At 55.4% G+C, this 14,661-nt stretch carries 10 protein-coding genes; 1 reads left to right on the forward strand and 9 read right to left on the reverse strand.

The features are described 5' to 3' along the window. Positions 1-229 precede the first annotated feature (229 nt). On the reverse strand, positions 230-1,801 hold the full coding sequence (gene guaA, locus ABO_RS09525; protein ID WP_011589129.1) for a glutamine-hydrolyzing GMP synthase: 1,572 nt from the start codon (positions 1,799-1,801) through the stop codon (positions 230-232). Positions 1,802-1,988: 187 nt separating this feature from the next. Further along, positions 1,989-3,470 carry an IMP dehydrogenase gene (gene guaB / locus ABO_RS09530; RefSeq protein WP_011589130.1) on the reverse strand — a complete coding sequence of 494 codons (1,482 nt, stop codon included), beginning with the start codon at positions 3,468-3,470 and terminating at the stop codon, positions 1,989-1,991. A 171-nt stretch (positions 3,471-3,641) separates the two neighbouring features. Here guaB and xseA point away from each other — a divergent pair, with 171 nt between their 5' ends. Further along, on the forward strand, positions 3,642-4,988 hold the full coding sequence (gene xseA, locus ABO_RS09535; protein ID WP_011589131.1) for an exodeoxyribonuclease VII large subunit: 1,347 nt from the start codon (positions 3,642-3,644) through the stop codon (positions 4,986-4,988). Here the strand turns inward: xseA and ABO_RS09540 are convergent. From ABO_RS09540 to hisS, 7 genes are all read right to left on the reverse strand, one after another. Then, the gene (locus ABO_RS09540; RefSeq protein ID WP_011589132.1) at positions 4,945-6,885 is read right to left on the reverse strand and encodes an ATP-binding protein; all 1,941 of its coding nucleotides are present in this window, start codon (positions 6,883-6,885) and stop codon (positions 4,945-4,947) included. The genes xseA and ABO_RS09540 overlap by 44 nt on opposite strands. After that, a complete protein-coding gene (locus ABO_RS09545; protein ID WP_011589133.1) occupies positions 6,882-7,751 on the reverse strand; it encodes a hypothetical protein in 870 nt (289 codons plus the stop codon). The genes ABO_RS09540 and ABO_RS09545 overlap by 4 nt, the downstream gene beginning before the upstream one ends. 4 nt (positions 7,752-7,755) lie before the next feature. Beyond that, on the reverse strand, positions 7,756-9,795 hold the full coding sequence (locus tag ABO_RS09550) for a TonB-dependent receptor plug domain-containing protein (protein ID WP_231860766.1): 2,040 nt from the start codon (positions 9,793-9,795) through the stop codon (positions 7,756-7,758). Between the two features lie 128 nt (positions 9,796-9,923). Beyond that, positions 9,924-11,333 (reverse strand): ribosome biogenesis GTPase Der, encoded by a 1,410-nt coding sequence (gene der, locus ABO_RS09555; protein ID WP_035461321.1) that lies wholly within the window; start codon positions 11,331-11,333, stop codon positions 9,924-9,926. Positions 11,334-11,441: 108 nt separating this feature from the next. Then, entirely contained in the window at positions 11,442-12,584 is a 1,143-nt protein-coding gene (bamB, locus tag ABO_RS09560; RefSeq protein WP_011589136.1) for an outer membrane protein assembly factor BamB, read from the reverse strand. After that, positions 12,585-13,220: a YfgM family protein gene (locus tag ABO_RS09565; protein ID WP_101235030.1), complete on the reverse strand. Its 636-nt coding sequence runs from the start codon at positions 13,218-13,220 to the stop codon at positions 12,585-12,587. A 168-nt stretch (positions 13,221-13,388) separates the two neighbouring features. Continuing rightward, on the reverse strand, positions 13,389-14,657 hold the full coding sequence (gene hisS, locus ABO_RS09570) for a histidine--tRNA ligase (protein WP_011589138.1): 1,269 nt from the start codon (positions 14,655-14,657) through the stop codon (positions 13,389-13,391). Between the last annotated feature and the right edge of the window lie 4 nt (positions 14,658-14,661).

Consider the following 14,661-nt stretch of genomic DNA (forward strand, 5'->3'; position numbering starts at 1 on the left):
GTTTTCAGATTGCTCCAAGAGAAAGTTATTCAAGCCCTCTGTACCATGCCCCCTTCAACCTACCTCTCATGTCTCGATAATACCACCTTGGATACCACGCTCAATCGATGCTCCTCGCTGCCATCATTTGCCAAATACTGCCAGATATAAAAACAAAAAAGGCCCATGAAAACATGGGCCTTTTTTGTCATTAAATGCCAGTTAGTACCAGCTAGTGCCTAACGAGTGATCATTCCCACTCGATAGTTGCAGGTGGCTTGGAAGAAATATCGTAGGTCACCCGACTAATACCTGGAATTTCATTGATGATCCGGCTGGAAACCAGTTCTAGGAAATCATAGGGTAGGTGCGCCCAGCGGGCGGTCATGAAGTCGATGGTTTCCACTGCACGCAGGGCCACCACGTATTCATAGCGACGGGCATCACCCACCACGCCGACCGATTTCACTGGCAGGAACACCGCAAAAGCCTGACTGGTTTTGTGATACAGGCCTGCCGCTCGCAGCTCTTCAATGAAGATATGATCCGCTAGACGCAAGGTGTCAGCATATTCCTTCTTCACTTCACCCAGGATACGTACGCCCAGCCCCGGCCCAGGGAAAGGATGGCGGTAAACCATGTCGTAGGGCAGCCCCAGCTCTAAGCCAATTTTGCGCACTTCATCCTTGAACAATTCACGCAAAGGCTCAACCAGCTTGAGCTTCATATCTTCCGGTAGGCCACCCACGTTATGGTGGCTCTTGATAACATGGGCCTTGCCAGTCTTGCTGGCGGCGGACTCAATCACGTCCGGGTAGATAGTGCCTTGGGCGAGCCAGTTAGCGTTCTGCAATTTGCTCGCTTCATCGTCGAAGATATCGATAAAGGTATTACCGATAATTTTGCGTTTTTTCTCCGGGTCCGCTTCACCGGCCAGTTTTCCGAGGAAGTTGTCTTCCGCGTCCACCCGGATCACCTTAACACCCATGTTATCGGCAAACATTTCCATTACTTGGTCACCTTCCTGGTGACGCAACAGACCGTTATCGACAAACACACAAGTGAGCTGATCGCCGATTGCCTTGTGCAGCAACGCTGCGACCACGGAAGAATCCACCCCGCCGGAAAGCCCCAGGATCACCTCGTCGGTGCCTACCTGCTCACGGATGGTATCAATGGCATCGCTGATGATGTTGCTCGGCGTCCAAAGCGCCTCACATTCACACAACTCGCGTATAAAGCGTTCCAGCAGACGACCACCTTGCAAGGTATGGGTCACTTCCGGATGAAACTGAATGCCATAGAAGCGCTTTTCGTCATTGGCCATGCCAGCAATGGGACAACTGCCGGTGGTGGCGGTGGCCACAAACCCCGCTGGCATTTCACCAACACGATCGCCATGGCTCATCCATACATCGAGGAATTCCTTGCCCTGTTCTTCATGGTCAACGATGCCATCAAGCAGCGCATTAGGCTCTGCTTTTTCCACACGGGCATAACCGAATTCATGTTTTTCGCCAGCGATGACCTTACCGCCCAACTGCTCGGCCATTGTCTGCATGCCGTAACAGATACCCAGCACCGGAATGCCCGCTTCGAACACGGCTTGAGGCGCCCGTGGCGTTTGCGCTGCGGTAACAGATTCGGGGCCACCGGAAAGGATGATGCCTTTGGGCGCGAATTCGGCCAGCTCTTCAGCCGTCATGTCAAAGGCACGAATTTCGCAATATACCCCGATTTCACGCACACGACGCGCAATCAGTTGAGTGTATTGGGATCCGAAGTCCAGAATGAGAATGCGCTGGGCATGAATGTCTGTCATTGGGGTCTATCCCGGTGGTTGCCGGCGGTTAGAGCCGAACCTGGTTAGAACGGACCAAGCGCCAAATATTTGCCGCCTAGCACTTTAAAAAGAAAAATCGGTCGAGCGCGGCTCGACCGATTTCAGCATTCCGTCTCTGGCTTCAAGCATAGCGCTCTTGGCCAGCGACACTACGTCTACGTTCGCATTACCCTACTGGGTAATTGGGCGCTTCCTTGGTAATTGTCACATCGTGCACGTGGGACTCTTTCATGCCGGCGTTAGTCACCTTCACGAATTCCGGCTTGGTCCGCATCTCTTCGATGGTGGCGCAACCGGTATAGCCCATGGAGGCACGCAGGCCACCCGTCAACTGATGAACGATGGCACTCATTGGGCCCTTGTAGGGAACCCGGCCTTCGATACCTTCCGGAACCAGCTTTTCAATGCCTGCAGCAGCATCCTGGAAATAACGGTCTGAGGAGCCCGTAGAACCAGACATGGCCCCCAAAGACCCCATGCCACGGTAGGCTTTGTAATAGCCACCCTGGAACAGCTCAACGTCGCCCGGCGCTTCTTCTGTGCCCGCCAACAAGGAGCCGATCATGATGGCGCTGGCGCCTGCCGCCACCGCTTTGGAAATATCTCCGGAAAAACGGATACCACCGTCAGCAATCAAGGGCACACCCGTACCTTCCAATGCTGCCGCCACGTCAGAAATAGCGGTAATCTGCGGCACACCAATACCGGCCACAATACGGGTAGTACAGATGGAACCGGGGCCGATACCGACTTTCACTGCATCTGCGCCAGCAGCAACCAGATCTTTTGCTGCCGCAGCGGTAGCAATGTTACCGCCAATGACTTGTACATCGGGGAAGTGTTTCTTCACCCAAGACACCCGATCAATCACACCTTGGGAATGTCCGTGAGCGGTATCGACAACGATCACATCCACACCGGCTTCAACCAACGCAGCAACACGTTCGTCAGTGCCCGCACCGGTACCCACCGCGGCCCCAACACGCAAGCGACCTTGGGAGTCTTTACAGGCATTAGGATATTTAGCGGCTTTCTCAATGTCTTTGACGGTGATCATGCCACGCAAATCACCCGCTTCATTCACCACAATGATTTTCTCAATGCGGTGTTTGTGTAGCAGGGCCTGGACTTCATCGGCGCCAGCGCCTTCCAGCACAGTCACCAACCGATCCTTGCCGGTCATGATGTCTTTAACACATTGGTCATAGTTGGTAATGAAACGGGTATCACGACTGGTCACAATACCCACAACCTTATCGCCATTCCCTTTTTTCTCAACCACCGGCACACCGGAGATATTATTCGCTTCGGTAATACGAATCAGCTCGGCAACCGTGGTATCTGGGGTGACGGTAATCGGGTCTTTCACTACCCCGGATTCATACTTTTTAACCATCCGCACGTTGCGCGCCTGATCCTCGATATCCATGCTTTTATGGAGGATACCAACACCCCCTTCCTGCGCCATAGTAATGGCTAGGCGGTGCTCGGTAACCGTATCCATGGCTGCGGATACCAGCGGAATGTTCAAAGCAATACCCCGAGTCAACTTGGACTTTAGGGACACATCTTTGGGCAGCACATTGGAATGGGCGGGCACAAGCAAAACGTCATCAAACGTCAGTGCTTCTTGGGCAATTCTGAGCATATTGCACCGTAGGAAGTGAGGGGGGAGCCTGGCGGATTCCACCGGGCGGAGCGGTAGCACCTAAAATTTAGACAGGCACCCCGTTAAATTAGGCGGGCGATTATACGACATTACCGGCTAACCACACAATCACCGCTGGCAGGGTACAAAAAAACGGGCTACCCTCCCGCGATGACCATTTCATCCCGCGCCGAACCGCTGTCTATCAGCCAGTTAAACCTGGATGCCCAGGGCCTGCTGGAAAGTTCTTTTCCCCTGATTTGGCTCCAGGGAGAGCTGTCCAACTTCTCTCGCCCGGCCTCCGGCCACTGGTATTTCAGCCTGAAAGACACCCGTGCCCAGATTAATGGAGCCATGTTTCGTAATCGTAACAGGCTACTGAATTTTGCCCCCCAAAACGGGGAACAGGTGCTGGTGCGCGCCAAGATCACCCTTTACGTTCCCCGCGGCAATTTCCAGATTGTGGTCGAACACATGGAGCCCGCTGGCCAGGGCGCATTAAAAGCCCAGTTCGACGCCTTGAAAGCCCAGCTACAAAGTGAAGGCCTGTTCGCCCAGGAACACAAACGAACGCTGCCCGCCTGGCCCAACCAGATTGGGGTCATCACCTCACCCAGCGGCGCCGCTATTCGCGATATTTTGCAAGTACTGCAGCGCCGATGCCCTTCCATACCCGTGCTGATCTACCCCGCTGCCGTTCAAGGAGCCGAGGCTCCGGCGCAATTGCGCCAAGCGCTGGCATTGGCCGTGGCACGTAATGAATGTGATGTGCTGATCCTGGGGCGTGGCGGCGGTTCTCTGGAGGACTTGTGGGCATTCAATGACGAAGGGTTGGCCCGAGCCGTGGCGAACTGCCCCATTCCCATTGTTTCAGCGGTGGGCCATGAAGTGGACACCGGCTTGACCGACTTTGCCGCCGACCTACGCGCGCCTACCCCCTCCGCCGCCGCCGAGCTGGTGAGCCCGGATCTCTCCATTGTCAGTCAACGACTTGCGGGGCTACACCGGCGACTTCGCTGGGTCATGGCGCAAGAGCTACGTACTGTGCAAGAGCGCCTGCGCCATCTCAGCCAACGGCTGCGCTCCCCCCGCCAGCACCTTGAACAGAGCAGCCAGCGACTGGATGAGCTACAAAACCGCCTGCAGCGGCAAATGCAACATCGCCTCACCCTGCTGCAGGGCCGCCTGCAACCCAGCCAGCAACGGCTGGCGCGGCTGTCCCCGCAACGATTGCTGGTGGAGCGCCAGCAACGGCTAGCAACCCTGAGCAAGCGACTCCCTCAGCCAATCCTGCGCCAACTTCAGCAGCAACAACTGCAGCTAGCCGGGTTGAGTAAGCGCCTGCATACCGCCAGCCCGCTGGAAACCCTAGCACGGGGATACAGTATTACTTTTAAGGGGAACCAGGCGGTGCGCTCTGTGGAACAGCTGCAAGCCGGCGACACCCTGACTACCCGGCTGGCCGACGGCGAAATTATCGCCCGGGTAGAACACGTCCAGGTGTCAGATACGGACTGAGCACTCGCGCCAATTGCTGGCGCCGGAAGGGTTTGGCGAGATGGGAGTTCATCCCCGCCGCTAGGCAACGTTCACGTTCTTCATTCATGGCATTGGCGGTAAGCGCCACTACCGGCATCGGCGCCCTCCCCTGTTCCCGCTCCCATTGCCGCAACAATCGGGTAGCGGCCAGCCCATCCATTATTGGCATCTGCACATCCATGAGAATGCAGTCAAAGTCGCGCTGGCGCGCCTTTTCCAGCGCCTCGTGACCGTTTCCGGCTGTCACCACGCAAACGCCCATCCGCTCAAGGATACGCCGGGCCACCATGGCATTGATCGGATTATCTTCTACTAACAAAACTACCCCATGCAGAATGGGCTGATCCTGTTCAATCTGCCGGCTCGCAATATCACCTTCACTGGGCTCTCGCTGTTCTCGGCACAATAGACGCAGCGATAACGTGAAGATACTGCCGCCCTCTTCACGGCCGTCCACGGTCAGAGTGCCGCCAAGCATTTCACTAAGCTTGCGAGCGATGGCGAGCCCCAACCCGGTACCACCAAAACGGCGCGAGGTGGACGAATCAATCTGCGAGAACGCCTTGAATAGGCCTGCGCGTTTTTCGCGAGGAATACCGATGCCGGTATCGGCCACGGCAATACTCAGGTCTAGCCAGTCGCCATGTACCGGTGATACCGATACGGACACAGTAACCCCCCCCTCTTGAGTAAATTTCACCGCATTGGAAATCAAGTTGCTAAGCACCTGTCGCAACCGGGTTGGGTCGCTGCGCGCCACTTGTCCAGCCAGCGCCTCTGCGCCTTCTAGTTGCAAATACAGGCCTTTGCTTTCTGCCACATAGCGGAACGTCGCCACGCAATTTTTCAGCAAAGGCAGTATCTCGAAAAAGGAGGGGTCGAGATCCATGCGGCCGGCTTCGATGCGAGAAAAATCAAGGATATCGTTGATTACATCGAGTAAATGTCCGGTGGACTCCAAGGCCGCCTGCGTATATTCGTGCTGCTCATCATTCTGAGCGGTTTCTTCCAGCAGTTGCAGCATACCCAGAACGCCGTTCATAGGCGTACGTAGCTCATGGCTCATCATCGCTAGAAAGTCACTTTTTGCCTGGCTTGCCGTCTGAGCATGACGATGAGCATCCTGCAATTCAGTCATGGCCGCTTGCTGCTTGCGGCGGGCACCCTCTAGGGCGCCGGCCAATTCATTGATATTGTCCTGCAGCTCACCCAACTCGCCTTGCAAACGACGACGGCCGCGTACCGTGTATTCCCCGTAACGTAGAGTCCGAAGCAGACCAGACAGGTCGCCAAGCGGGGCCGCAATCTGCCGGGTCAGATAGTGTGCGATCCAGAGCCCCAAAATTATCGCAAAGAAGGCCGGAATCAGGCTAGCCTTCAAAATTTCTTTCTGCCGGGCCAGCAACCGGGCGCTGGACATCCCCAACACCACTTCACCAATACGATCCGGCTTTATGTTCCGCCCTTCGGTATGGTCGAGCATGCCTTCGGGTACCACCGGCTGACGATAAATACCGGAGTGGAATTCGATAATATCCGCGTTTTCCTCCAGTGCATCGCGCCCCTCGTAGAGTAACACCAGCCCATCGCTATCCCGGAACACCACGTATTGCAGATCAGCCCGCTGCATGGCCATCTGTGCCTGACGACGCAAATCCGTGTAATTGCCCGCCAACACACCATACTCTGACGCCGAGGCAATCTGCTGAGCGAGGAAACTGCCTAACTCGTGCAGATCCCGGTCTGCATCTTCAAAACGCTGCCAAGTCAACGCCATCAACAAAAGGCCGAGCATAAACAGCGCAGGTGCTAGCCCCAAGATTTGCAGCTGTTTGCGAATGCCCGGGCCCTTGCGCGGTGAGTCAGAACCAGTCAAGGCAACGCCCTCGCGTCTTGTAAGGCATCTTGGAGCGTACCGCTGGTGCGGTAACGCATATCAAACCCTCTGGCCACATGCTCGTTAACCACCACCGATGGGCGAACCACGAACGACGATGCCTGCCATTGCCTGTTATTAGCAAAGTAATGCAGCCGCTGAGCCCCTTCGCTGACCAGGTCGCTGCCGCTGGCAAAATATGAAGCAACGCTACCCGCATTCACAAACGTTAGGTCTGGGCCAAACACCGGGCGACGCTGGCGGTAACTGGTCAGTAACACCAGCTTGGCCGCATCAGGCCCCAACAAGGCATCATCCACGGGCAACACAATTGCATCGAGATGATTAAGATTTTCACGCAGTGTGTTGCCCAAATCCCGGGCATTGTTTACCGGCAACGACTCCAGCTTGATGGCGCCACGGTGGCGGCGCACCACCTCTATAGGCCAAACGCTGTTTGTGCCCATTACCACGCCGACCCGACGGGCTAGGGGCATCATGGTGTGCACCATGCGCAATTGGTCAAGCAGGCTCACTCCCGCCCAAACAGCCGCACACTGACAGCCTTGCCGTTCGGCGTCTTCACTCAACGCACGGCTGACATAAATGCCCAGCAACGGTTTACCATGGACCAGAGCACCGCTAAAAGCCGCATCACCGAGCGCCACCAACACATCGGCAGCCTCAGGCTCATCAACCATACGCAGGTTGTTCGGTAGCTCTTGTGTCAGAGACGATACAAATACATCACTAAAAGGGGAGGGTTCAGCAAGCACATGCACCGTTACTGGCGGCGCAGACAACGCAGGGACTGCCGATACCAACAGCAAAAGGAAACCGAGAATAGGTCCCTGCCAGCTCCGCATCCGATTACATCCTCACCGTCACACCAAACCACATCCTGTCTTGCTGATAACGGTTCTCTGGAAAGACTACCGGCTGCTTGTTCAGCCCATGCTGCACGACAGCCTGCCATTCCAGCTCCGTAGGGCCCGCACGATGTCGAAAACGGAGCTGCATATCCACACGTTCAAAACGATTATCGTTGTAATCATTAGATAGGTAGTAGGCCGAAGAAAATGCCCAATGCTGGCTGAACTGCCATGACCAAAGAGCACTACCGGAATTCCGTGCAGCCAGACGGTACTCAGTCTTCACATTGCTCCGGGTGTGGATATGAGCACCGGTTACGCGGAACAAATGCGACGCTGCCGGGCGCCAGGTGAGCTGGGCTTCGGTGCCCTGGTGATTCACCCTACCGTCGTTGTTGGGTTCAAAATCAAAGGAATTCAATGCTGTGCTGAGCAGGTTAGTCAGGGTTTCTTGAAAATAACGAACATCCAGCTCAACCGCGGAAAACTGACCGTAATAGCCTACCTCCCAGGAGCGCATTTTCTCTGGTTTAAAGGTCGCAGGACTTTGTTGAGTCACAAAAAAATAGGCTGGCGACCAGCCCAGTAGTGTCTGGGCGTTTTCGCCAAAGGGAGATGACAGAGCTTGCGCTTGGAAATTGATATTGGCGCGTTCTTCATAAATATCCGGGGTGCGTAGAGCCTCAGAATAAACATAACGCAGGTGATGACCGGGGAACACTCGCCAGTTTACGCCAGCACGAGGACTGAAGTGATCGTCGCTAATCTGGTCTCGCTCCCAATAGCCACCTAAATTTACCGTTACCGGATCCAGAACATCCAGTGCCAAATTGCCAAACAGACGATAGCTGACATTATCCTCTGTGCCGCCCAGGTAACTATCGGACTGAACCCGGTCATGGCGGACCTCCGCACCACTGACTAATCTAGCCCAGCGAGCCAAGTGTAAGGTGTCTTGTATTTCCAAATCATAGCGAACCTCTTGAATATCCAGCTCACTACTGGCACAAAAAGGCGAGCCCGCACTTTGAAGGCTCAAATAACGATTCATGACATCAAGGTCGGACGGGAAGGCAGCGAAAGTCGCCTCTATGTCACCGCCATTTTGCAAATACAAATCCCGTAATTCCTTGCTAAAAAACAGACCGCCACCAGGGCCTGGCTTGCCGGTCACCGGGTCCAGATAACACAACTCAAAACCGGTTACTTCTTGATTGTATTGGCCGTATGTGAGGATCTGCAGCTGATGAGTACGGCTAAAGTTGTGCTGCCATTGCAGCGATAAAAAGGCCCGTTCGCCTTTCTGTATCGGGTCGTCTTGGTATTCACCCATATCCGTCAGTCCCGCTTCCTGCTGGCGCTCCAAGCGGCTCTGACTTCCCCCTGCCTGCACCGTAAGCGTGTTACGCTCATCCGCTTCCCACACCCATTCAGTGTTGAGTGTTTCGATGTGCTTGTCATCCGGCAGGGTTTTTCCTTCGAAAGGTTCATCGTAGCCGTTATCCGCCCGACGGGACACCGAGGCCCGCACGGCACCATTGCTCAGCTGATGAACTCCGACCAAATGGGCATCACGAATGCCATTGTTTCCGCCCAGCATTGTCACACCGCTGCTGCTGATATCGCGCGGATCTCGGGTAATGATATTAATGACCGCGGTGAAGGCGTTGGCACCGTATGCTGCTGCTGCCGGGCCACGGGTCACTTCTATGCGTTCCACATCCCGTATATCCACCGGCATATCGTTCCAGCTGACCCGGGACAGGCCCGGTTGGTACTGGCTACGGCCATCCAATAGAACCAGCATGCGGCGCTGATCCCGCGCCAGGGTTGGGTGGTAAGCCACAGAGGGAACATTGCCATCCACTTTCACGGCGGCCATGCCCGGCACCAGCTTAAGAACCTCGTAGAGTTCGCGAGCGCCACTGGCTTCAATTAAGGTGCGATCGATAACGGTAACGCTGGCGGGGGCCTCAGACTGAGGCTGGCTGACACGGGCAGGTGTCAGCACCATGGCCGGCTGCTGGGCGGGTTCCATTATTGGCTCCATACCCTGCACCGATGCACAGAGCAGGCTTAGCCCCCCGGCTATTCCAACGTATCCCCAACGTTTGATAACCCATCCCCCGTGATATGCGTTACCGCCCCCGGCATTGCCCAGAAGGGTTATTTCTTCATCCGCTTGATCATCCGCTTGCGCTTGTGCACTTGCCGGTCTGTCAGTACATTCTTGCGCCCTTCATAAGGATTCGTGCCAGATTTAAATTCCAGCCGGATAGGCGTACCTTCCAGTTTCAGCAGCTCGCGGAAACGATTTTCCAGAAATTTCTTATAGCTGGTCGGCAAGGCTTCCGTGCGGTTACCGTGCAACACCAACGTCGGTGGGTTATTGCCGCCCAAGTGAGCATAACGCAATTTGGCACGAAAGCGTCCATTGCGCGGTGGCGGGTGGCCGTTGGTGATCTCTTCCATCATCCGAGTCAGCTCGTTGGTGCCAATCTTGATAAAGGCGCTATCCCAAGCTTGCTCTACCATGCCCCAAAGGTCCCCAACCCCAGTACCATGCAGAGCAGAAATAAATTTTATCTTTACCCAGGGAGCAAACTCCAAACGTCGCCCAAGATTCACTCGAACCCGTTCTTTATGATCTGCCTCCAGACCATCCCATTTGTTCACAGCAATCATCAAAGCGCGGCCGCTATCTAGGGCATAGCCCAGAAGGTGCAGATCCTGATCGGTAATACCTTCGCGGGCATCGATCACCACCACCACCACTTGGGCAGCTTCCATGGCCTGTAACGCTTTTATCACAGAAAACTTTTCAACCATTTCGAACACTTTACCGCGCCGCCGCACTCCGGCAGTGTCGATCAAGGTATAAGCGCGGCCCATGCGCTCAAACGGCACCTCAATGGAGTCACGAGTGGTCCCAGCGTGGTCAAACACCACCACCCGTTCTTCACCAAGCATACGGTTGATTAGGGTAGATTTGCCCACGTTAGGGCGCCCCAATACCGCCACGCGAATGCTGTCTTCACCGGGTTTCTTAGAGGTGCGATGCTCGCCTTCCGGAAGCAGCTCCAGATCCGTGAACCCTTCGAGGATATGTTCAATCATGCTGGTCACACCACGGCCATGGGCCGCGGCGATAGGTAACACTTCGGTGAGCCCCAGCGCAAAGAACTCAGACATGGCCGAATCCGCGTCCACGCCATCGGTCTTGTTGACGATGAGATAGGTGGGCTTGGGCAGCTTGCGCAACTCACTGGCGATCTGCTCATCGGCGGCGGTCAGGCCGGCACGGCCATCCACCATGAACAGCACCACATCCGCCTCACCTACCGCCTGCAAGGATTGACTGGTCATCGGTACGTCAATGCCGTCATCGTTCTCGCCGATACCGCCGGTATCCACTACGGTGTACAAATACCCGCCCAGCTGGCCATCCCCGTACTTACGGTCACGGGTCAGCCCCGGAAAGTCAGCCACCAAGGCATCACGAGTGCGGGTCAGTCGGTTAAAAAGTGTGGATTTGCCCACATTGGGCCGCCCAACCAAGGCGATTACCGGCTTCATAGTCATCTCAACGAGGTTTCAACGGCGCTATGGTAACGCCAAAGGCGGCGCCAAACGAAAAAATCTGCGCAGCACGCAGATTTTTCAAAGGTAAACTAAATGCACGGGTTACTTTTGACGCAATCCATAAGCCGCAAGCTTACCGTCATAACTCAGCACATAAAGGGTATCGTCAAAGCTAACCGGGGTGCCAGCAAAGCCATCACGGTCATGCCGCTTGCGTGCTAGCAGGGTGCCGTCATCTGTATTCATCCAGTGCAGATAACCTTCAAAATCACCCACTGCGACCAGCTCTCCCTGAACCGCTGTGCCAGTGAGCCGGCGCCCATAAAGTTTGTCTTGCTTCCAAATGATACTGCCGGTGCGCTGGTCCACAGACCACACCACACCATTGTCATCGGCCACAAACAAACGGCCACCGCTTGCACTGATCACCTGAGCGCTGGACATTTCCTTAGCCCAGTATTGCCGGCCATTAACCTGGTCCGCCACACCTACCTTGCCTTGAAACGCCACCGCGAAAACGCCGCCGCCTTCCACGATCAAGTTCCCGTCCACATCAGTAAGACGGTCGAGTTCAGAACGCCCGGTAGGTTCAGCAATGCGTTGCTCCCATACGGGCACACCGGTTTCAGCGTCCAGAGCCGCTAGCTTGGCATTGGCGAAACCGGCATACACACGGCCATCGACAATGGCGGGTTGGGCCAGCCCACGCAGGGTCAGAGTGGGCACCACGGTTTCGTAATCCCACATTTTCTCACCCGTGCTAGCATCCAGCGCCGTCACATGGCCGTCTTGAGTCTGAAACACAGCAATAGCGCCGTTGCTGGCAGGAATTGCCAGCGCTTCACCAGAAAGTCGGGTTCGCCACAGCTCCTCACCATTATCCATGGACAGAGCTACAGCCATACCCTCGCGTGTACCGTAAAGCACCATGCCGTAACCGGCGTAGAAGCCACCACCAATGCGATCGCCGGTTTTAACCCGCCACTGGCGCTTGCCCTTATCGCGGCTAACGGCATACACCTCACCGAACACATCACCGGCAAACACCTGTTGCTGGGTCACCGCCGGGCGCAGGGTTAACTGGCTTTCTTCCACCCCGTCACCCACGCCCTCCTTCCAGAGCCGTTTTACCTTGTAGCTGGCATCAAAATCCGGCAAGTCATTGGGCTCAATGGCATTCGGGTTGGAGCTACAACCGGTCAACAACAGGCCGGTCAGTGCGAGGGGGAGAAGGAAATATTTCATTTAGCTCTTCAGGTCGTCCAGTTTCATCTGCACACGGTCTTTTTCACCGTTATCCTGCAGGGTTTCCAGCGCCTGGGTATAGGCATCCGTGGCAGCTTGATGATCGCCACGGGCCTTCGCCAAGTCACCACGCAGCTCCAGAGCCATGCCATTGAAGGCGCTCGGGAAACTATTATCCAGCTCGGCGGCGGCCTTGTCATAGGCTTCTTGCTGCAACAACACACGTACCAAGCGTAGGCGGGCGGTGTAAATCAGCGCATCTGTAGCGCCATCATCAACCACGCTCTGCAGTAGAGATGCAGCGCTTTCATAATCACCCGCTTGCACCGCCAAACGAGCCTGCGCCAAATTGGCGTAGTTGGCGTAGGCACTGCCGGGGAAATTTTCTTTCAACGCTTCAGCCTTCTGGTTCACTGTCGCTTCATCCACTTCCTGTGCAGTCAGCGCTTCGACCATCACCTGATAGTGTTTGGAGGCTTCGGCGGACTGTTCGCCTTGGTGGTCTTGCCATTCACGCCAACCAATCAGAGCGGCTACAGCTAACACCACGGTAATAATCGTGGCCGTACCGTTCTTTTGCCACCACTCTTTTAGCAGCTCTGCCTGTTCTTCTTCATCGCGCATGTAATCTGCCACCCTGCTCTCCTTTCGTATTTATATCCCGAGGTTGGTTCGGGTCGTTGTTTGTCGAGTTGAAAGTTTAAAGCTCAAGAGTGCGGAGAAATCCTTTCCGGATGGCAATATCTTGATCTCGTTTAAACTTTAAACTTTAAACTCGTCTGTTGTCTCGTTCAGAACACTCTATTATTCAAGAAACGATGTCACCGCATTGGCCACATCGCCCTGAGCAACCTGCACCTGTTCGCCCTGACCGCGCAGTGGCTTCACCGTCACCACGCCACTGGCCAATTCATCTTCACCCATAATCAAGCCCACCGCAGCACCACTGCGATCGGCTTTTTTCATCTGGCTTTTGAAGCTGCCGCCACCACAGTGCAACTGAATTGCACGACCGGGCAAAGCATCACGAAGATGTTCGGACAACGCCATGGTCGGAGCCAGCACATCCCCCATAGCCATCACATAGACGTCCACCGGCGCTGACAGTTCCGGTCTTTCCTGCTCGATAAGCAAAATCAACCGCTCGATCCCCATGGCGAAACCCACTGCTGGGGTCGGTTTGCCACCCAGCTGCTCCACTAGGCCATCGTAGCGACCACCGGCGCATACTGTGCCCTGTGCGCCTAACGCATCGGTCACCCATTCGAAAACAGTTTTGCCATAATAATCGAGCCCGCGTACCAAATACGGGTTCACCTTATAAGCAATGCCACTGGCATCTAGCAAGGCTTTCAGCCCTTCAAAATGGGCCACCGCCTCATCATTCAAATAATCCGCCAGCTGCGGCGCGCCTTTGAGCACCTCGCGAGTGCCCGTGTCTTTACTATCCAAGACACGCAGCGGGCTACGCTCCAAGCGCTTCTGCGAGTCCCCATCCAAGTCGTCAAAATGGGCCTTCAGATAATCCACAAGAGCATCACGATAACGAGCCCGGTCAGCACTGTCGCCCAAGGAATTCAGTTCCAAGACCACCTTGTCTTCCAGCCCCAAAGCTTTCCACAGGCGTGCGGTAAGCAGGATGACTTCCGCATCAATATCTGGCCCTGTCATACCAAAGGTTTCTACACCGATCTGGTGGAATTGGCGATAGCGGCCCGCCTGAGGGCGTTCGTGGCGAAACATGGGCCCGGCGTACCACAAGCGCTGGGTCTGGTTGTACAACAGACCATGCTGTTCACAAGCGCGTACGCAACTGGCGGTACCTTCTGGACGCAGGGTTAAGCTGTCACCGTTGCGGTCGTCGAAGGTGTACATTTCCTTTTCGACGATATCCGTAACTTCACCGATACTGCGCTTGAACAGGTCGGTCTGCTCCACAATCGGCATGCGGATTTCCTGGTAACCATAGCTGGCCAGCACCGCACCCACTTTTGCTTCCAGCCACTGCCACAGGCCGGTCTGTTCCGGCAGGATATCGTTCATCCCACGGATAGACGTGATTTTCTTACTCACTGCA

Source organism: Alcanivorax borkumensis SK2 (assembly GCF_000009365.1).
Classification (GTDB): Bacteria; Pseudomonadota; Gammaproteobacteria; order Pseudomonadales; family Alcanivoracaceae; genus Alcanivorax; species Alcanivorax borkumensis.

Excerpts from the sequence above, each read along its gene's own strand:
- der (WP_035461321.1), bottom strand. The coding sequence starts at position 11,333 with ATGAAGCCGGTAATCGCCTTGGTTGGGCGGCCCAATGTGGGCAAATCC.
- guaA (WP_011589129.1), bottom strand. The coding sequence starts at position 1,801 with ATGACAGACATTCATGCCCAGCGCATTCTCATTCTGGACTTCGGATCC.
- bamB (WP_011589136.1), bottom strand. The coding sequence starts at position 12,584 with ATGAAATATTTCCTTCTCCCCCTCGCACTGACCGGCCTGTTGTTGACC.
- guaB (WP_011589130.1), bottom strand. The coding sequence starts at position 3,470 with ATGCTCAGAATTGCCCAAGAAGCACTGACGTTTGATGACGTTTTGCTT.
- ABO_RS09545 (WP_011589133.1), bottom strand. The coding sequence starts at position 7,751 with ATGCGGAGCTGGCAGGGACCTATTCTCGGTTTCCTTTTGCTGTTGGTA.
- xseA (WP_011589131.1), top strand. The coding sequence starts at position 3,642 with ATGACCATTTCATCCCGCGCCGAACCGCTGTCTATCAGCCAGTTAAAC.
- ABO_RS09550 (WP_231860766.1), bottom strand. The coding sequence starts at position 9,795 with ATGGAACCCGCCCAGCAGCCGGCCATGGTGCTGACACCTGCCCGTGTC.